We start from the raw sequence: 16,989 nt of genomic DNA on the forward strand, positions 1-16,989 counted from the left end.
AAATCAAGGCGTGCAGAACCGCCCGTCACGCTTGCCCGCTTCGCCCGCCGCGCCTTAGTTTAGGCCCATGAGCGATCGCAAGCGTCTTTTGCCCCAAAGCCTTTTCTGGCGTGCGACCCTGGCCGGGCTCGTGGGCTTCACTGTCTTTCTCGCGGTCTCGGCGGTGGTCCTGCGCGACCAGATCTTTCAGACCTTGCTCGATCCCGGCATTCCCTTCCAGACCTATCAGCGCCCTGACGCGCCCGATTACGGCCAGGCTTCAGCCTGGGCGGTGCGTGACACCTTCATGCTGGATACAGACGGCGAAACGCCGGCGGTGTTCTTCATCCACCCCACCACCTATGACGGCGGCTCCCACTGGAACGCCGCATTCGACCGGCCGCAGGAAATGGTGGAGGTGGAGCGCTTCGTGCTGCCCAACTGGGCCGCGCCCTTTTTGGCCGAAGACGCCGCCCTGTTCGCGCCGCGCTACCGTCAGGCGAGCCTTTACGCCTTCATGAATAATCGCGAAGACAGCGTCCAGGCGCGGCTTCTGGCCTATGGCGATGTGCGCGCGGCGTTTCAGGCGTTTCTCGCCGAGATCGGAGAGGATCGCCCGATCCTCATCGCCGGGATCGGCCAGGGCGCGCTCCACGCTCTGGGCGTTCTGATCGACGAAGTTGCGGTTGATGAAAGCGTCACCAAGCGGCTGGCGGCGGCTTATCTTCTGGAAGCGCCGGTTCCGATTGATTTGTTCGCGGGTCCGCTTGCGGTTCTGGCCCCCTGCGCTGAAGCTGGTGATGTGCGCTGCGTGGTGAGCTATAGCGCGGTGCGTCAGGGCGAGCGCGAGCGCATCGAGAACATCACCGACCGGTCCATGTCGTGGACGGCCGATGGCGGGCTGTCTTATGTCAGCGAGCGTGCCCTGCTCTGCGTCAACCCGCTGTTTTGGAACACCAGCGAGGATTTTGCGCCCGCCCGCCTGCACCGGGGCGGGGCGGCGGCCGAGGGCCTGAGCTTTTCCGACGCGCCTTCGCCCATGGCCAATCAGACCGGCGCACAATGCCAGAACGGGCTGCTGATGATCGAGAAGCCGCGCGCCCGCGCCCTGCAGCGTCCGGGCCGACTGGGCGAAGACCGGCGCACGCCGCTCTCCAACCTCTTCTACATGGATCTGCGTCTGGATGCGGCGCGCCGGCTTCAAAGCCTTGCGGAAATCCGCGCCGAAGAGGCAAGGTTCGCACCGCCGCTGGATGCGCCGGTCGAGATTGGCGACTCAGAATTCAAGCCGATCGACGGCTAGGTTTTCATCTTCTCGATGATGCGGCTGGTGGAGCGCCCCTCCATCAGCGGCGACAAGAGGATCTCGCCGCCGATTTCGCGCATGAAGGCGGCGCCGGGCAGATCGTCCGCCTTGTAATCAGCACCCTTGATCATGACGTGGGGCTTCAGCGCGCGTATGAGGTCTTCGGGCGTGTCCTCTGCGAACACCACGACCCGATCGACCATTTCCAGAGACGCAAGGATCACCGCGCGTGTGTCCTGGTCGTTTACCGGGCGCGTCGGGCCTTTGAGGCGACGTACGCTCGCGTCGGCGTTCAAACCCACGATCAGGCGATCGCAGGCGGACGCCGCAAACCGCAGCACTGCAAGATGGCCAGGATGAAGCAGGTCGAAACACCCGTTGGTGAACCCAACCCGCAGGCCCTGCTCGCGCCATTGCTGCGCCAGCGCCGCAGCGCGGATGCGGGTGAGAACTCGCCAATCGGGGGCGTCCTCGCCGATGGCGCTGGCCTCCACCACTTCGTCAGGCGTGACAACCGCCGTGCCCGGCTTCGTCACCGCGACGCCGGCGCAAAGATCGGCCAGCGCCATGGCGTCGGTCATCGCCATGTCGGCGGCCATGGCCAGCGACAAAGCCGCAAGCGCGGTGTCCCCGGCGCCGGAGACGTCATAAACGTCGCGCGGCGTGGAGCGGTGATGGTGAGCGCTTTGGTCGGCGTCCAGCAATGTCATCCCGGCGGCACCGCGCGTCACCAGAATCGTGGCGGTGGCGGGCAGCGTTTCCTTAAGCGCGCCAAGGGCCGAAACGGCGTCAGCATCGCTGCGCACGGGGAGCCCCGTGACGGCGGCGAGCTCCTCTGCATTGGGCTTGATCACACTGGCGCCGTCATAGCGGGCATAGTCGGTTCCGCGCGGATCCACGCTCACCGGAACGCCGGCGTCGCGCGCCAGGGCGATCGCCGCCTGGGCGGTGCGCGGCGTGATCACCCCGCGACCGTAATCAGAAAGAATAAGCACGTCGGCGGAGGCGATCTCGGCGCGCACCGCAGCGATCAGCGACTCCTCCAGCGCCTGGCTTGCAGGGGCGTCCGGATTGCGGTCGACGCAAAACATCTGCTGGTTCTGCGCCACATAGCGGATCTTGGTGGGGGTCAGGCGACCCGGCGCTTCGACGAGGTGGACGCGGTCGCCGCAGGCCTCGGCGGCCAGTTCTGAAGCCCGCCCGGCCTCGACGTCGTCTCCCACCGCACTGATCAGCACCGCTGCGCCGCCCAGGCTCTCGATATTGCGCGCCAGATTGCCCGCCCCTCCCAGCATGTCGGTGCGCCGCATCTGGGACAGGATCGGCGCCGGCGCCTCACGGGATATTCGCCGCACCTCGCCATAAACAAAGCTGTCCAGAAGAAGATCGCCCAGCACCAGGGCGCGCTTGCCCGCCAGCTGGGCCAGAAGCCGGGCGGCCTGCTCGCGCTTCATCGCCCCCGCCACCTTAAAGCTTGACGATCGGGCTGGCCTTGGCCAGCGCGTCGAAGGCCTGCAGGTCGCGCACAATTTCTTCAAAGCGGTTCAGTGGGATCATGTTGGGGCCGTCGCTGGGGGCGTTGTCCGGATCGGGGTGGGTTTCCATGAACACCGCGGCGATGCCCAGCGACACCGCGGCGCGCGCGAGGTGCGGGGCGTACTGGCGCTGGCCGCCGGAGCTCGTCCCCTGCCCGCCGGGCTGCTGCACAGAGTGGGTCGCATCCAGCACGACGGGGCAGCCGATCTCCTTCATGATCGGGATCGAGCGCATGTCCACCACCAGCGTATTGTAGCCGAAACTCACCCCGCGCTCGCAGGCGAACACGTCCCCATTGCCCGCGCCGGTGAGCTTGGCGATGACGTTTTTCATGTCCCACGGCGCCAGGAACTGGCCCTTCTTCACATTGATCGCCTTGCCGGTTTCGGCTGCTGCGATGAGAAGGTCGGTCTGGCGGCACAGGAAGGCCGGGATCTGCAATACGTCCACAGCCTGGGCGGCCACGGCGCACTGCTCGACGGTGTGGATGTCGGTGAGCACCGGCATCCCCGTGGTCTCGCGAATCTCGGCGAACACCGGCAACGCCGCCTCAAGCCCCATGCCGCGCTGGCCGGAGGCGCTTGTGCGGTTGGCTTTGTCAAAGCTGGTCTTGTAGATGATGTTGACGCCGGTGCGCTCACTGATTTCCTTGAGCATGGCGGACACTTCAAGCCCGTGCTCGCGGCTCTCCATCTGGCAGGGGCCGGCGATCAGGGTCAGCGGCTTATCATTGCCGATCTCATAGGGCTCGCCGCCAGGACGCGGGACGCTGACGATGGAATTGGGCTGCATGGAACGCGCTCCGCTAGGCGTAAGGGCGGTGATTTGCTGCAACGGTTTCGCCGCGCCGTGATCCGCCCGTTTACCGACAACGTATTACGACAAAACATCTCCTTGCGTCACCCTTCGCGGCAGCGCATCGTTTGCAAGGTTTCATGACGTCTGACGATACCCCCGCCTTGGTCTGGTTCCGCAAGGATTTGCGGCTCTCCGACAACCCCGCCCTGCTCGCCGCGGCCAGCGGCGGCCGTAAGTGTGTGTGCGTCTACATCCTGGATGAGCAGACCGCCGGCGACTGGTCGCCGGGCGGCGCGTCGAGATGGTGGCTGCATCACTCGCTGAAAAGTCTTGCACAGGATCTGGACGCCATCGGCGGCGCTTTGGTCCTGCGCCGGGGAGACGCCGGCCGCGAGATCATGGCCCTTGTTGAAGAGACCGGCGCCGGCGCGGTTTTCTGGAATCGTCTTTATGAGCCGGCGTCGATCAAGCGCGACGAGGCGATCAAGGCCGGGCTGAAGGGCAGAGGCGTCACGGCGCGGTCGTTCAACGGCTCGCTGATCGTGGAGCCTTGGGACATTGCGACCAAGCAGGGCAATCCCTACAAGGTCTTCACCCCCTTCTGGCGCTCGCTGAAAGCTGATCATGCGCCCAACGCGCCGGCGGGCCGGCCGGACGCCATGGCGTTCGCCGAACCTCCACGCTCGGACACGCTTGAGGACTGGGGTTTGCTCCCGAGCAAGCCTGACTGGGCTGGCGGCCTGCGCGATAGCTGGACACCGGGGGAAGCCGCAGCTCAGGGGCGGCTCGGCGCGTTCATCAAGTCGCGCATGGATGACTATGACAAGGCCCGCGACATTCCCTCCACAACAGGCACGTCGGGATTGTCCGCCCATCTGCACCATGGCGAGATCTCGCCGCGCCAGGTCTGGCATGCAGTGAAGAACGCCGAAAACGGCGCCACAAAAGGCGCGGACAGCTTTCTTTCCGAAATCGGCTGGCGCGAATTCAGCTATAATCTGCTGTATCACTTCCCTCACTTTCCGGAGAAAAACTTCCAGGAAAAATTCGACAAGTTTGAATGGACCGGCTCGGACGAGGCCTACGCCGCCTGGACCCGGGGTCTTACCGGCTACCCGATCGTGGACGCCGGTATGCGTCAGCTCTACGCGATCGGCTGGATGCACAACCGGGTGCGCATGATCACGGCCAGCTTCCTGATCAAGGATCTGATGGTGCACTGGCGCCGGGGAGAGGACTGGTTCTGGGATACGCTGGTGGACGCCGATCTGGCCAGCAACGCCGCCGGCTGGCAGTGGACCGCCGGCTCGGGCGCCGATGCGGCTCCGTACTTTCGAATCTTCAACCCTGTAAGCCAGGGTGAAAAATTCGATCCGCAGGGTGATTACGTGCGTACCTGGATTCCAGAGCTTGCTAAATTGCCCAAGCGATTCATCCACGCTCCGTGGACGGCGGATCGTGACACGCTTGCAAAAGCCGGGGTGGTCCTGGGTCGGGACTATCCAGAACCCATCGTCGACCATGGCGAGGCGCGAAAAGCAGCGCTCGCCGCATTTGAAAAGATCAAGGACGCCGCATGAGCACCACCGAGCCCATTCTTACCAAGCGCTCCCGCATCGCCGTCATCGGCGCCGGGATCGCCGGGCTCGGCGCCGCCTGGGCGCTTCGCGCCAAGCATCATGTCACCATATTTGAAAAACGAGACCGGCTTGGCGGGCACGCCAATACGGTCAGCATCGACTATGACGGCGAGACCATCGACGTGGACACCGGATTCATCGTGTTCAACACGCTGAATTATCCCAATCTCACGGCCCTCTTCGAGCATCTGGACGTCGCGACCTATGAAACCGACATGAGTTTCGGCTTCTCACTGGACGGCCAGCTTGAATGGTCTTCCAACGGCCTCAGCGGCCTGTTTGCTGATCCGGGCAATCTGGTCCGGCCGGATTTCCTGAAAATGCTGCGCGACATCCTGCATTTCAATACGCGCGCCCAGGCGGATCTGGCCGCAGGCGGCCTCGCGGGCCTCACGCTTCGCCAGTATCTTGATCGGCTGCAGCTCGGACCACGCTTCCGGCACAATTATCTGTTGCCCATGGGCGCGGCGATCTGGTCATCGACCGAAGAAGAAATGCAGGCCTACCCGGCCGAGGCGTTCGTGCGGTTCTTCAACAATCACCGGCTCATGCACGCCAAGCGTCCCAAATGGGGCACCGTGAAGGGCGGCAGCCGGAGCTATGTTACCAAGTTGACGGCGGATCTGGAGGCTGCGGGTACGAAGTTTGAAGGTGGCGCCACGGGCGTGCGCCGTCATGGCGACGGCGTCATCATCACCGACGCAGCCGGAGACACTCACCATTTTGACGAGGTGATTCTCGCCTGCCACTCCGATCAGGCGCTAAAAATCCTGCAGGACGCCGATCCGGACGAGCGCGACATGCTCGCCGCGATACCCTATGCGCCCAACGAGGCGGTGCTGCACCGCGATCCTTCGCTCTGCCCGCGCCGAACCCGTGCGCAGGCGGCCTGGTGCTATCTGCGCGAGGCGGGATCGCCCGACGCCGCGGTCACCTATGACATGAACCGGCTGCAGCATATCCCTTCGGACAAGCCGCTTTTCGTGACGCTCAATCCGGTTCGACAGCCCGACCCCGAGCTCACATTCGGCCGGTTTCAGTACGACCACCCGCAATTCACCTCACCCGGCATGGCGGCGCAGCGCATCTTCAACCGCATTCAGGGCGTTCGGCGCACCTGGTTCGCTGGCGCGTGGCTCGGCTATGGCTTCCATGAAGACGGGCTGCGGGCGGGTCTGCGTGCAGCGCTTCGTCTCGGCGGGGAAATCCCGTGGAGCTTCGCCGAGGGTGACGTCACCGGCGGAGAATGGGGCGAACGCAGCGTCGGCGAACGGGCGGCGGCGCGCAGCGCAGCGGCGAATCCGGCCGCCGAATGATCACCGCCGACGCCCCCGCCTGGCTTTACGCCGGTCACACGGTGCACGAGCGCCGGGCGCCTTTCTTCCACCGGTTCACCTATCGCATCGCATCTTTGCTGATCGATCTGGACCGGCTGGATGAGGCGGACCGGGTCAGTCCGCTGTTCTCGGTTGAGCGGTTCAACCTGTTCAGCTTCAAGAGCAAGGATCACGGCGCGCGCGACGGCTCCGACCTGAAAGCGTGGGCGCAGGCGCGTTTTGAAGAAGCCGGCGTGGAAACGGGCGACGGTCCGATCCGCCTGCTCTGCTCGCCGCGGGTCCTCGGCTATGTCTTCAACCCCTTGTCGGTCTATTTCGCCGAAGGCGCCGACGGCCGACTCGCCGGAGTGATCTACCAGGTCCACAACACGTTCGGAGATTCCCACGCCTATGTGGCGCCGGCCTCAGGCGGGCGCCGCGAGCTGCAGGACTCCGAAAAAGTCTTCCACGTCTCACCCTTCTTCGATGTGGCGGGGCGTTATGAATTCACCCTGCGCGAGCCCGGACCGATTTTTCGCCTGTCTATCCTGAAGCAGCGCGAGGCCGGTCCAGACCTGCTCGCCACCATGGCCATGAAACGACGCGCCCTCACCACCGCCAATCTCGCCGGCTTGTTCGCAAGCCAGCCCTTTTCGACACTGAAGACCATCGCCGCGATCCACTTCGAGGCGCTCAAGCTCTGGATAAAAGGGGCGAAATACCACCCTCGCCCGCAACCGCCCGCTGCGGCGACCCGCGCCCATATTGTCGATCACCGCTCCGCTATGCTTGGCGACCGGCTCGATTAGGGTATCGTTATTTCCTCAGGACCGCCCGTACGGAGCCGACCCATGAGCAACGCCGACTCGTTCTCCAATGCACAAACCCTGCGCGCCGATGGATCCTTGATCGATCGTCTGCGCGATGTTCCCACCAATGTGCGCTTTGCCCTTCGCATGCTTCTGCGCCTGAAAGTCGGCAGCCTGACGGTGCGCCTTCCCGACGGCCGCGACATTGTCTTCGAGGGTGAGAAACCCGGGCCCGAGGCGCGCATCGAGCTGAGCAATTACAAGATTGTCCGCAAGGTTTTCTCAGGCGGCGATGTCGGCTTCGGCGAAAGCTATATGGACGGCGACTGGACGACGCCGGACCTGCCGGCGGCGCTCGCCGTGTTTTCGGCCAATCTGGACGAGATGCACTCCATCATAACCGGTGGGCCGCTGACGCGCTTCTTCAACTGGATCTTCCACAAGCTGAACGCCAACACGAAAGCCCAGGCGCGCAAGAATATCGAGGCTCACTACGATCTAGGCAATGATTTCTACGAGCTCTGGCTTGATCCTTCGATGACCTATTCCTCCGCGCGGTTCAAAAACGAGACGCAAAGTCTTGAAGCCGCCCAGCAGGAAAAATACGCCGCGCTGGCGCGCATGATCGACCTGAAACCCGACAGCCATGCGCTGGAGATCGGCTGCGGCTGGGGCGGGTTCGCCCAATACGCCGCCGGGGTCGTCGGCGCGAAGGTGACCTGCCTCACCCTGTCGCCGAGCCAGCGCGATTTCGCCCTCGAGCGAATCCAGCAGAACCAGCTGGGCGAGAAGGTGGATATCAAGCTTCAGGATTACCGCGACGAAACCGGCGCCTATGACGCGGTCGCCTCCATCGAAATGTTCGAGGCTGTGGGCCAGGAATACTGGCCCAGCTTCTTCTCCAAGATGCATGACGTGCTCAAACCCGGCGGCAAGGCGGGGATGCAGATCATCACCATCCGAGATGATCTGTTCGACACCTACGCCAGGCGCACCGACTTCATTCAGCGCTACATCTTCCCTGGCGGCGTGCTTCCCAGTGTTGAAAAGCTTCGCGCTCAATTCGATCAGGCAGGCCTTGCCTATGAGGGCATGGAAGCCTTCGGCGCGGACTATGCGCGCACGCTCAATCGCTGGCTCCACAGCTTCCAGGACGCCTGGGGCGAGATCGCGCCCATGGGCTTCGACGACCGCTTCAAGCGGATGTGGGAGTTTTACCTGGCCTATTGCGAGGCCGGATTTCACACCGGACGCATCGATGTGGCGCAATTCGCCGTGAAACGTCCGAGCTGAAGACTCATGACCTGAGAATCCGGACGCGCCCTTAACGTGGCGCGATCGGGGATCCGCGTTTACTCGTTCGGTGTCAGCTGTCGCCGGGCGCCTTGTCCCAGCCGGTCTGCTTTCGCACCAGCGGCAGATACCAGCCGCGCGGCAGGGCGTAGAGCAGCTTCAAAACCCAGGTGAAGCGGCGCGGAAAGGTGACTTCAAAGCGCTTTGACTTCATGCCGGACGCCATGCGCCCTGCAGCCTTTTGCGCGCTCACCATGAAGGGTTTGGGAAACTCGTTGTCGTCCTGGGCCGGCGTCTCCACAAAACCTGGCGTCACGCACTGAACATGCACGCCGAAGCGATGCAGCTCGATTGAGAGGCATTCGGCCATGTTCAACAGCGCCGCCTTGGTGGCCCCATAGGCCGACGCGGTGGGCATGCCGCCGAACGCCGTGGCCGAGGATACGATCACCAGCTGACCCGACCGGCGCTCCACGAATTTTGGCGTAATCGCGCTGACGCAGGCCGCAGTGCCGTTGAGATTAACCGCAAAGGTCTTGGCGTAATCCTCATACCGCGGCGCTTCGGCGTTGATCGGGATGTATACGCCGGCGTTCAGCACCGCGCGCGCAATGGGCCCGTGCTCGGCCTCGATGCGGTCAACGGCGGCGGCCACGGCCGGCGCGTCGGTGATGTCCAAGGGTACGGCGATGATCTTGTCCGGCGCTTCGGCCGCAAGCGCGTTCAGCTTGTCTTCGCTGCGCGCCGACACCGCCACCCGCCAGCCCTCTTTCACCAGCTTTCGCGTCAGCTCCTCGCCGATGCCGGAACTGGCGCCGGTGATCCAGCACAATCCGTCCTTGGGTTTGGCGGGGCGGGGCATGAGCGTCTCCTAAATCCCGAGTTCGTTGAAGAAGCGCTTGGAATCAGCGCGGATGGCGGCTCTCTTATCGTCGTCCATACGCTCCAGCGTCTTGTAGATCATCGCAAGGCGGTGATTGCCGCGCAGGCGCTCTTCGTTCTCCATCAGGAAATTCCAGTAGAGATAGTTGAACGGGCAGGCCTTGGGACCATTCTTCTTACTCACCGCGTAGGAACAGCCCTTGCAGTGATCGCTCATCTTGTTGATGTAAGACCCTGACGATGCGTACGGTTTTGTCGCCATCAAGCCGCCGTCAGCGAACAGCGCCATGCCGTGGGTGTTTGGCGCCTCGACCCATTCATAGGCATCAGCGTAGACCACCATGTACCATTCATTGACCGCATCCGGATCGAGCCCCGCGATCAGGGCGAAATTGCCTGTGATCATGAGGCGCTGAATGTGGTGGGCGTAGGCATGCTTCTTTGTGGTGAGCACTGCGTCGCGCAGGCACGCCATCTTTGTTTCGCCGGTCCAATAGAAGTCCGGAAGCGCCCGTTCGGCCTCGAGAAAATTGCGCTTGCGGTATTCCGGCATGAAACGCCAGTAGATCCCGCGCACATATTCACGCCAGCCCAGGATCTGGCGGATGAAGCCCTCCACCGCGTTGAGCGGGGCGGCGTCCTCACGGTAGGCCGCCTCAGCCTTCTTGCAGACCTTCAGAGGGTCCAGTAGCCCGGCGTTCATGTAGAGCGAAAGCACTGAGTGGAAGAGGAAGGCCTCGCCCTCCCTCATGGCGTCCTGATAGTCGCCGAAATTACGCAAGGCCTTTTCGATGAACCAGTCCAGCTGGGCTTCTGCGTCGTCAGCCGTCACCGCGAACCAGAAATCATCCAGATCGCCGAAATGGCCTTCGAACCGGTCCGCCACCGTGTCGAGCACCTCGCGCGTCACGGCGTCGGGCTCAACGCGGAGCCGCGGCGGGATGGAGACATCGTTTGGCAGGCGCTGGCGATTATCGTGGTCGAAATTCCATTGGCCGCCTACCGGTTCCTGACCGTCCATCAGGATGCCGGTCTCTTTCCTGAGCTCGCGATAGAAATACTCCATGGTCAGCCGCTTGCGCCCATCCGCCCAGGCGTCAAACCGTTCAAGCGTGCAGATGAAGCGATCATCGCGCCGGATCTCGGTCTTGACGCCGAGCCGGTGCTCCCAGCCCTCCATGGTCTTTTTCAGCCGGTGCTCGCCGGGCTCCACCACCACCAGCTTGTCATAAGCGCCGGCCTCGAGCGCCCGAGAAATCTCGGCCTCCAGCGAGCCGGCATTGTCGCCGTCGTCGATCCTGGTGTAGCGCACCCTGATCTGTCTCGCCTCAAGCTCAGCGGCGAAATGCCTCATCGCTGAAAAGAGATAGGCGATCTTCTTCTTGTGGTGCTTTACATAGGTCGCCTCTGCATCGACCTCGGCCATGAGGACGGTGTCCTCCGTGGCGTCGAGGTCGCGCAGAGACGCTATGGACCGGCTCAGCTGGTCGCCGAGGATCAGCCGGAGAGTCGCCATGGGCTAGCCCGTGACAGGGTCGGCGCGGCGCACATAGCGAACGGTCTGGCCGCGCGCCTCGAATTCGCACCCGGCCCAGCGACCGTTCTGGTCATAGAACAGCTCCACGGTGAGCGTGCTGGAGAGCCGGTAGCGCCCCACTGTAATCATCCCGCCATCACCCTCGATCTCGGTTTCGCCAAGATACTCCACGGTGGTTTCCATGACCGTACCGTGCTCGGTGTTCAGCATCTCCGCCATATCAGCCGGATAGCCGTGCCAATGTGAACTGGGAAGAATTCCGGCGCTCAGAAGCTGGCTTATCGCATCGCCGTCCGGGTTGACGCCCTCCACCTGCAGGCCCTCGCTAGTGGAGCGGGCGCTGACCTCGAACGTATTTCCATCCTTCAGCGTGCGCCCATCCAGGGCGATGAGCTGATCATCGCGCCAGCGCTCCGTTCCGTCATGTTCATAGCGAAACACGGTGACCGGTCCCAATCCGGCGCGAAGTCGGATCGTGGTGGTGGCGACCAGATCGCCGCCGTCTTCGGAAAACCGGACCGTATGGGTGCCGAACTCCACGTCGCCCTTGCGGTAGACGTCAAAGATGATCTCCTCGCCGGCCTGCGGTAGCGGCCGGGGATCGGGATCAGTTTCCTGCGCCAAGGCGGGCGAGCCGGCGAAACCGAGCGCGGCGGCGATCAATAAGGTACGAAACATCGATTATCCTTTGGTTCTAACGCGCGAACGACCACCATCAACGGGGAAGACCTGGCCGGTGATCCAGCCGGACTCCTTCGACAGCAAGAAAGCCGCGAGCGCAGCGGCGTCATCCCCCTCGCCCAGTCTTTCCATGGCGTGCATCTTCGCCAGGCCGTCGCGCATCTTGTCAGACGACAGCAACGGCTGGGCGATGCCCGTATCCAGAATGCTCGGCGCGATTGCATTGATCCGCGCCCTCGGCGCCCATTCGGCCGCCACGGCCCGTGTCAGACCTTCCACCGCACCCTTGGCCATGGAGATGGCGGCATGGCTGACAAAGCCCTGACCCACCGCCACGGTGGAGAACAATACGGCTGACCCGTTGTTTTTGCGAAGGTGTTGGTCGACGCAGCGTAGCACCTCAGACGCACTCACCGCATTCAGCTCGAACGTTTTGCGCACCATGCCACGATCGGTCCGCCGCAGCGGCGCCAGATCAATCGAGCCCACGCAGAACGCCAGGCCGGTCAGTGCGCCCTCTTGCGCGGCGGCTTCAACCGTTGCTTCGATTTCGGCGGTGTCCAACACGTCGCAGACCCGGCTAGGGGCGCCGAGCTCGTCAGCAATCGATTTCAGCGCGTCTTCGTCACGGGCGGAGAGGAAGATGTCCTCGCCAGATTTGGACAGGCGCCGCGCAAGCGCTGAGCCGACGCCGCCGGTGGCTCCGAAGATCAGCGTGGTCATGAAACAGACCTCAGTGTTTGCGTGAAAAAATACGATCCAGCGCAGACAGCGCAGGATTGGTCAGGCGCCAGTCTCCCAGCTCGACAGCAAAACAGACGCATAGCTCGTCCAGATCGACGCGGGGGCGATGCACCACGCCGGGTTCTGCCAGACAGGCGTCACCCGGGCCATAGCGCCCGCGCCCGTCGGTGAACGAGCCGGACAGAACCAGCGTCAATTCATCGCCCTCATGGTCATGCTCGGGCGCGCCCTTGCCCCTCGGGATCGATAGAAGCCGTGCACGTACGCCAGACTCACACAGATCAGATATGATGATCTCGCTGTATCCGCCAAAGCGCCTGCGCCATTTCGGTGCGCCCGAACGCGCCAGAGCGCGCACCAGAGGCTTGGGAAGCCAGGCGCTCTCGGGCACCGGGCCGGCAGGGGGCGCTTCCGGGTCGGCCAGCCTAGTGAGAACCGCGTCGTAGGCGCCCGGCGACAGCGGCGCGCAAGGCGAGGACTCCATGAAGGCGCCGAAAGTGCGGTCAGCGACGTCCAGCGCGGCGCCGGCGTCGGGGTTCATGACGCCGTGGCAGGCCGCAAGCACCCGGACAGCGCGCGGCGCGGCGCCGGACGCAGCATCCAGAATCCAGCCTTCATCAAGAGTCGTCGTGTGGTTTTGTGTTGTCATACCAAGCTATACGCCGCGACTGTCGCATCGGATCACGCCTGCTTGAAGGAAGACGCAAGCGATTGCAGCGCCCCGTCTCGCAGCCTAGCTTGCAGCCCTGTTTGAAATCGGAGTGCGCCATGTCCAGACCCGCCGCAAGCGTTGTCGACCTTATCGGGAACACGCCCCTGCTTCGTCTCAACAAGGTGAGCGATGAAACCGGGTGCGAGATTCTTGGCAAGGCCGAATGGATGAACCCGGGCGGGTCGGTGAAGGATCGCGCCGCGCTTGGCATCATTCGCGACGCCGAGAGATCGGGAAAGCTGAAACCCGGCGGTACGATTGTTGAAGGCACGGCCGGAAACACCGGGATCGGCCTGGCCATGGTCGGACGCGCGCTCGGCTACAAGGTGGTCATCGTGTTTCCCCGCACCCAAAGCCAGGAGAAGGCTGACGCCATCACGCTCATGGGCGCCAAGCTGATCAAGGTTGACGCGGTCCCCTACGCAAACCCGAACCATTATGTGCACTACTCAGGCCGCCTGGCCGAGGAGCTGAACGCCACCGAGCCAAACGGGGCGATCTGGGCGCAGCAATTTGACAATACGGCCAACCGCCGCGCCCACGCCGAGACGACCGGGCCTGAAATCTGGGAGCAGACCGGCGGCAAGGTGGACGCGTTTGTCGCCGCGGTGGGCTCCGGCGGCACCATCGCCGGTGTCTCGGATGCGCTAAAAGCACGCTCGACAGCTGTGAAGATCGCGCTGGCGGATCCCGGCGGCGCGGCGCTTTACGGGTATTACGCCCATGGCGAGCTGAAAGCCGAAGGGACATCGATCACCGAAGGCATCGGTCAAAGCCGGATCACCGCCAATCTTGACGGCGCGATGATCGACGAAGCCTTCCGTATCCCGGACGAAGAGGCGCTCCAGATCCTCTATGATCTGGTGATGGAGGAAGGCGTGTGTCTTGGCGGATCGGCGGGGATCAATATCGCCGGCGCGGTGCGCATGGCGCGCAAGATGGGCCCCGGCCACACCATCGTGACCATCCTGTGCGATCACGGTTCACGCTATCAGTCCAAGCTCTACAATCCGGACTTTCTGCGCGAAAAGGGCCTGCCGACCCCGCCCTGGCTGGACTAGCGAGCTGGTTTAGTCCGGGGCGACGTGGCGGGTCTCAAGAACCGTCACCGCGTCCTCCAGCTTCAGGCCCCGCGCCTTCAACAGCACGGTGAGGTGAAACAGCAGGTCAGCGGATTCGTTCAGCAGTGCCTCATCATCCTCGGCGGCGCCGGCGAGCGCAGTCTCCACGCCCTCCTCACCCACCTTCTGGGCGCATTTCAGCACCCCCTTGGCGAGTAGCTTGGCGGTGTAGCTCTGGTTCGGGTCGGCTTGCCCGCGCTCATCCACAATGTGTTGCAGCGCGCCGAGAAACCCGACGCCCGGCCCCGGCTGATCGCCAAAGCAGGTTTTTGTGCCCAGATGGCAGGCGGGACCCGCCGGGCGGGCCTTCACAAGCAGGGTGTCGGCGTCGCAATCTGGCGTGATGGAGACGAGCGAGAGCACGTTTCCGCTGGTCTCACCCTTGGTCCAGAGCCGTCTTTTTGAGCGCGAGAAAAACGTCACCTGGCCGCTCTCGCGCGTCGCCTGAAGCGCGTCGGCGTTCATATAGGCGAGCATCAGCACTTCGCCGGTGTCGGCGTGTTGAACGATGGCCGGGACCAGGCCGGCGCCCTTGTCAAAATCAATGCCGCTCATGTGCGCGCCTCCACGCCGATGCGCGCCAGCCAGACTTTTAGCGCACCGATTTCAATGACGGCCTTGTGGAACACGCTGGCCGCCAGCGCGCCATCCACATTCGCCCGCTCAAACACGTCCCGGAAATGCTCGCGCGCGCCGGCGCCGCCAGATGCGATCAGGGGAACCGGGCAGACCTTGCGCGCCGCGGAAAGCTGCTCGACGTCATAGCCCTCGCGCACCCCGTCCTGGTCCATGCAGTTGAGAACGATCTCGCCGGCGCCGCGCTCGACGACCTCAGTGATCCATTCCAGCGTCTTGCGGTGCTCGGTGGTGGTGCGCCCGGGATCGCCGGTGTTCTTGTGACAGCGCCAGTCACCGTCGATCACCCGGCTGTCGATGCCCACAACGACGCACTGGGTGCCGAACTCGCGCGCAAGCGTGTCCACCAGATCGGGATTCTCCAGCGCCGGCGTGTTGATGGAGATCTTGTCGGCGCCGGCGAACAGGCGCGCGCGGGCGTCGTCCACAGACCGAATGCCGCCGGCGACGCAGAACGGAATATTGATCGCCTGCGCAACCCGGCCCACCCATTCCGGCTCCACCGTGCGCGATTGGGGGCTGGCGGAGATGTCGTAGAAGACAAGCTCGTCGGCGCCCTCTTCGCTGTAGCGCGTCGCCAGGTCGACAATGTTGCCAACATCTTCGTGGTTTTGAAACCGGACGCCCTTGACCACACGGCCGTCCTTCACGTCCAGGCAGGGAATGATGCGCTTTGCTAGCATGACAGCGCCTCGTCCAGCTTCACCCGGCCTTCAAACAGCGCCTTGCCGATGATCGCGCCGGTCATTCCGGCGGCTTTAAGCGCCTTCACGTCATCCAGCGACGACACGCCGCCGGACGCGATCCACTTCATGTCCGGGCGGATCCTGATCAAGTCCTGGTAGAGCGTCAGATTAGGTCCCTCCAGCATCCCGTCGCGGTCGATATCGGTGACCAGGGCATGGGCGAGCCCTGCCAGGCGGTAGTCGGCCAGCAGCTCCACCAGCGTGCGGTCCGAGCGCTCCGCCCAGCCGCGCGTCGTGGGATAGGCCGCGCCGTCCTGCAGGCGCACGTCGAAGGCGGCCGCAATCCTGGCGGCGCCAAACTTCGCCAGCCAGCCGATCACGGTCTGCGGATCGCTGACAGCCAGCGAACCGACCACGACCCGGCTCGCGCCGGCGTCGAGGATCGCCTGCACGTCCTCGGCGGAGCGGACACCGCCGCCGGTCTGGACTTTCAGGCCGGTCTTCGCCACCGCCTCGACCAGATCATGCTGACGCCTTGCGCCGTCGCGGGCGCCGGAAAGGTCCACCAGGTGCAGCCACTGGGCCCCCTTGTCCTTCCACGCTTTCGCAGCGCTCACCGGGTCGCCGCCATAGTCAGTGACGGCGTCGAAATCGCCCTTGGCCAGGCGCACAACGCGCCCCTCCATGACGTCTACGGCGGGATAGATGATCATGCCGCGGCCTCCAGGAAATTCTTCAAAATGCGCGCGCCTACGTCGGCCGAGCGCTCGGGATGAAACTGACACCCGGCGACCCGGCCCTTGCGGGCGATCGCGGTGATCGCCGGGCCGTAGCGCGTTTGCGCCACGGCGTGGTCGCCCACCGGCGCGTAGAAGCCGTGGACGAAATACACCCGCTCGCGCTCGCTGATCCCCTCCAGCAGCACCTCGCCGTCGGCGAAATCGGTCAGCGTGTTCCAGCCCATGTGCGGCCAGGGTCCGGCCTCGCCAGGGTCCAGCTTCTCGATGCGACCGGGGATCAGGCCAAGCAGGTCGCAGTCGCTTTCCACCGAGTGCTCGAACAGGAGCTGCATACCCAGGCACACGCCCAGAATCGGCCGCGTCTCGCCGCGCAGCGCGTGCGCCCAGCCGGTGAGCTCAAGCCGGTGCATGGCCGGCCCGGCGGCGCCGACGCCCGGCAGGATCAGCCGGTCGCAGGCGCCGGCCTCATCAGGCGTTCGCGCCAGAACATAAGGCGCCTGAAGCCGCTCGAGCGCGTAGCGAACCGAGGCGATATTGGCGGTGGAGGTGTCGATGATGGCTGTGGTCATTCCA

17 protein-coding genes are annotated in these 16,989 nt (G+C 64.1%); 6 read left to right on the top strand and 11 right to left on the bottom strand.

Annotated features, from left to right (window positions below; all coding sequences use genetic code 11):
• The first annotated feature begins 67 nt into the window (after positions 1 to 67).
• Positions 68 to 1,282, top strand: a complete 1,215-nt coding sequence (locus ACWCOP_RS07685; protein ID WP_478247701.1) for a DUF3089 domain-containing protein — start codon at positions 68 to 70, stop codon at positions 1,280 to 1,282.
• Here ACWCOP_RS07685 and rfaE2 read toward each other — a convergent pair.
• Together rfaE2 and kdsA are read right to left on the bottom strand one after the other, a co-directional pair.
• On the bottom strand, positions 1,279 to 2,739 hold the full coding sequence (gene rfaE2, locus ACWCOP_RS07690; protein ID WP_478247702.1) for a D-glycero-beta-D-manno-heptose 1-phosphate adenylyltransferase: 1,461 nt from the start codon (positions 2,737 to 2,739) through the stop codon (positions 1,279 to 1,281). The genes ACWCOP_RS07685 and rfaE2 overlap by 4 nt on opposite strands.
• 13 nt (positions 2,740 to 2,752) lie before the next feature.
• A complete protein-coding gene (gene kdsA, locus ACWCOP_RS07695) occupies positions 2,753 to 3,613 on the bottom strand; it encodes a 3-deoxy-8-phosphooctulonate synthase (RefSeq protein ID WP_478247703.1) in 861 nt (286 codons plus the stop codon).
• A 143-nt stretch (positions 3,614 to 3,756) separates the two neighbouring features.
• On the opposite strand from kdsA, the gene ACWCOP_RS07700 reads away from it, so the two are divergent.
• From ACWCOP_RS07700 to ACWCOP_RS07715, 4 genes are read left to right on the top strand one after another with little or no spacing between them, the layout of a single operon-like run.
• Positions 3,757 to 5,199 carry a cryptochrome/photolyase family protein gene (locus tag ACWCOP_RS07700; protein ID WP_478247704.1) on the top strand — a complete coding sequence of 481 codons (1,443 nt, stop codon included), beginning with the start codon at positions 3,757 to 3,759 and terminating at the stop codon, positions 5,197 to 5,199.
• Positions 5,196 to 6,575, top strand: coding sequence for an NAD(P)/FAD-dependent oxidoreductase (locus ACWCOP_RS07705; RefSeq protein WP_478247705.1), 1,380 nt, complete (start codon positions 5,196 to 5,198; stop codon positions 6,573 to 6,575). Before ACWCOP_RS07700 ends, ACWCOP_RS07705 begins: the two co-directional genes overlap by 4 nt.
• Positions 6,572 to 7,384 (top strand): DUF1365 domain-containing protein, encoded by an 813-nt coding sequence (locus tag ACWCOP_RS07710; protein WP_478247706.1) that lies wholly within the window; start codon positions 6,572 to 6,574, stop codon positions 7,382 to 7,384. The genes ACWCOP_RS07705 and ACWCOP_RS07710 overlap by 4 nt, the downstream gene beginning before the upstream one ends.
• Before the next feature lie 42 nt (positions 7,385 to 7,426).
• Positions 7,427 to 8,677, top strand: coding sequence for a class I SAM-dependent methyltransferase (locus ACWCOP_RS07715; RefSeq protein WP_478247707.1), 1,251 nt, complete (start codon positions 7,427 to 7,429; stop codon positions 8,675 to 8,677).
• 73 nt (positions 8,678 to 8,750) lie between these two features.
• Here the strand turns inward: ACWCOP_RS07715 and ACWCOP_RS07720 are convergent, their stop codons facing one another.
• From ACWCOP_RS07720 to ACWCOP_RS07740, 5 genes are read right to left on the bottom strand one after another with little or no spacing between them, the layout of a single operon-like run.
• On the bottom strand, positions 8,751 to 9,539 hold the full coding sequence (locus ACWCOP_RS07720; RefSeq protein ID WP_478247708.1) for an SDR family NAD(P)-dependent oxidoreductase: 789 nt from the start codon (positions 9,537 to 9,539) through the stop codon (positions 8,751 to 8,753).
• A 9-nt stretch (positions 9,540 to 9,548) separates the two neighbouring features.
• The gene (locus ACWCOP_RS07725) at positions 9,549 to 11,075 is read right to left on the bottom strand and encodes a cryptochrome/photolyase family protein (protein WP_478247709.1); all 1,527 of its coding nucleotides are present in this window, start codon (positions 11,073 to 11,075) and stop codon (positions 9,549 to 9,551) included.
• A gap of 3 nt (positions 11,076 to 11,078) precedes the next feature.
• A complete protein-coding gene (locus ACWCOP_RS07730; RefSeq protein ID WP_478247710.1) occupies positions 11,079 to 11,774 on the bottom strand; it encodes a DUF6134 family protein in 696 nt (231 codons plus the stop codon).
• A 3-nt stretch (positions 11,775 to 11,777) separates the two neighbouring features.
• The gene (locus tag ACWCOP_RS07735) at positions 11,778 to 12,500 is read right to left on the bottom strand and encodes an SDR family NAD(P)-dependent oxidoreductase (RefSeq protein WP_478247711.1); all 723 of its coding nucleotides are present in this window, start codon (positions 12,498 to 12,500) and stop codon (positions 11,778 to 11,780) included.
• A 10-nt stretch (positions 12,501 to 12,510) separates the two neighbouring features.
• Positions 12,511 to 13,170, bottom strand: coding sequence for a cupin domain-containing protein (locus tag ACWCOP_RS07740; RefSeq protein WP_478247712.1), 660 nt, complete (start codon positions 13,168 to 13,170; stop codon positions 12,511 to 12,513).
• A 119-nt stretch (positions 13,171 to 13,289) separates the two neighbouring features.
• Here ACWCOP_RS07740 and ACWCOP_RS07745 point away from each other — a divergent pair, with 119 nt between their 5' ends.
• On the top strand, positions 13,290 to 14,294 hold the full coding sequence (locus ACWCOP_RS07745; protein ID WP_478247713.1) for a cysteine synthase A: 1,005 nt from the start codon (positions 13,290 to 13,292) through the stop codon (positions 14,292 to 14,294).
• 9 nt (positions 14,295 to 14,303) lie between these two features.
• Here ACWCOP_RS07745 and hisIE read toward each other — a convergent pair whose 3' ends face one another.
• From hisIE to hisH, 4 genes are read right to left on the bottom strand one after another with little or no spacing between them, the layout of a single operon-like run.
• Entirely contained in the window at positions 14,304 to 14,909 is a 606-nt protein-coding gene (gene hisIE / locus ACWCOP_RS07750) for a bifunctional phosphoribosyl-AMP cyclohydrolase/phosphoribosyl-ATP diphosphatase HisIE (protein ID WP_478247714.1), read from the bottom strand.
• Entirely contained in the window at positions 14,906 to 15,673 is a 768-nt protein-coding gene (gene hisF, locus ACWCOP_RS07755) for an imidazole glycerol phosphate synthase subunit HisF (RefSeq protein WP_478247715.1), read from the bottom strand. Before hisF ends, hisIE begins: the two co-directional genes overlap by 4 nt.
• A complete protein-coding gene (gene hisA, locus ACWCOP_RS07760; RefSeq protein ID WP_478247716.1) occupies positions 15,667 to 16,389 on the bottom strand; it encodes a 1-(5-phosphoribosyl)-5-[(5-phosphoribosylamino)methylideneamino]imidazole-4-carboxamide isomerase in 723 nt (240 codons plus the stop codon). Before hisA ends, hisF begins: the two co-directional genes overlap by 7 nt.
• A complete protein-coding gene (gene hisH / locus ACWCOP_RS07765) occupies positions 16,386 to 16,985 on the bottom strand; it encodes an imidazole glycerol phosphate synthase subunit HisH (RefSeq protein ID WP_478247717.1) in 600 nt (199 codons plus the stop codon). The genes hisA and hisH overlap by 4 nt, the downstream gene beginning before the upstream one ends.
• Positions 16,986 to 16,989 lie beyond the last annotated feature (4 nt).

The sequence above is a fragment of the Apolloniradiicaulis salifontis genome, assembly GCF_053756655.1.

What these genes read in the sequence shown, in the direction of transcription:
- ACWCOP_RS07685 (WP_478247701.1), top strand. Translation starts at nt 68, where the DNA reads ATGAGCGATCGCAAGCGTCTTTTGCCCCAAAGCCTTTTCTGGCGTGCG.
- rfaE2 (WP_478247702.1), bottom strand. Translation starts at nt 2,739, where the DNA reads ATGAAGCGCGAGCAGGCCGCCCGGCTTCTGGCCCAGCTGGCGGGCAAG.
- kdsA (WP_478247703.1), bottom strand. Translation starts at nt 3,613, where the DNA reads ATGCAGCCCAATTCCATCGTCAGCGTCCCGCGTCCTGGCGGCGAGCCC.
- ACWCOP_RS07700 (WP_478247704.1), top strand. Translation starts at nt 3,757, where the DNA reads ATGACGTCTGACGATACCCCCGCCTTGGTCTGGTTCCGCAAGGATTTG.
- ACWCOP_RS07705 (WP_478247705.1), top strand. Translation starts at nt 5,196, where the DNA reads ATGAGCACCACCGAGCCCATTCTTACCAAGCGCTCCCGCATCGCCGTC.
- ACWCOP_RS07710 (WP_478247706.1), top strand. Translation starts at nt 6,572, where the DNA reads ATGATCACCGCCGACGCCCCCGCCTGGCTTTACGCCGGTCACACGGTG.
- ACWCOP_RS07715 (WP_478247707.1), top strand. Translation starts at nt 7,427, where the DNA reads ATGAGCAACGCCGACTCGTTCTCCAATGCACAAACCCTGCGCGCCGAT.
- ACWCOP_RS07720 (WP_478247708.1), bottom strand. Translation starts at nt 9,539, where the DNA reads ATGCCCCGCCCCGCCAAACCCAAGGACGGATTGTGCTGGATCACCGGC.
- ACWCOP_RS07725 (WP_478247709.1), bottom strand. Translation starts at nt 11,075, where the DNA reads ATGGCGACTCTCCGGCTGATCCTCGGCGACCAGCTGAGCCGGTCCATA.
- ACWCOP_RS07730 (WP_478247710.1), bottom strand. Translation starts at nt 11,774, where the DNA reads ATGTTTCGTACCTTATTGATCGCCGCCGCGCTCGGTTTCGCCGGCTCG.
- ACWCOP_RS07735 (WP_478247711.1), bottom strand. Translation starts at nt 12,500, where the DNA reads ATGACCACGCTGATCTTCGGAGCCACCGGCGGCGTCGGCTCAGCGCTT.
- ACWCOP_RS07740 (WP_478247712.1), bottom strand. Translation starts at nt 13,170, where the DNA reads ATGACAACACAAAACCACACGACGACTCTTGATGAAGGCTGGATTCTG.
- ACWCOP_RS07745 (WP_478247713.1), top strand. Translation starts at nt 13,290, where the DNA reads ATGTCCAGACCCGCCGCAAGCGTTGTCGACCTTATCGGGAACACGCCC.
- hisIE (WP_478247714.1), bottom strand. Translation starts at nt 14,909, where the DNA reads ATGAGCGGCATTGATTTTGACAAGGGCGCCGGCCTGGTCCCGGCCATC.
- hisF (WP_478247715.1), bottom strand. Translation starts at nt 15,673, where the DNA reads ATGCTAGCAAAGCGCATCATTCCCTGCCTGGACGTGAAGGACGGCCGT.
- hisA (WP_478247716.1), bottom strand. Translation starts at nt 16,389, where the DNA reads ATGATCATCTATCCCGCCGTAGACGTCATGGAGGGGCGCGTTGTGCGC.
- hisH (WP_478247717.1), bottom strand. Translation starts at nt 16,985, where the DNA reads ATGACCACAGCCATCATCGACACCTCCACCGCCAATATCGCCTCGGTT.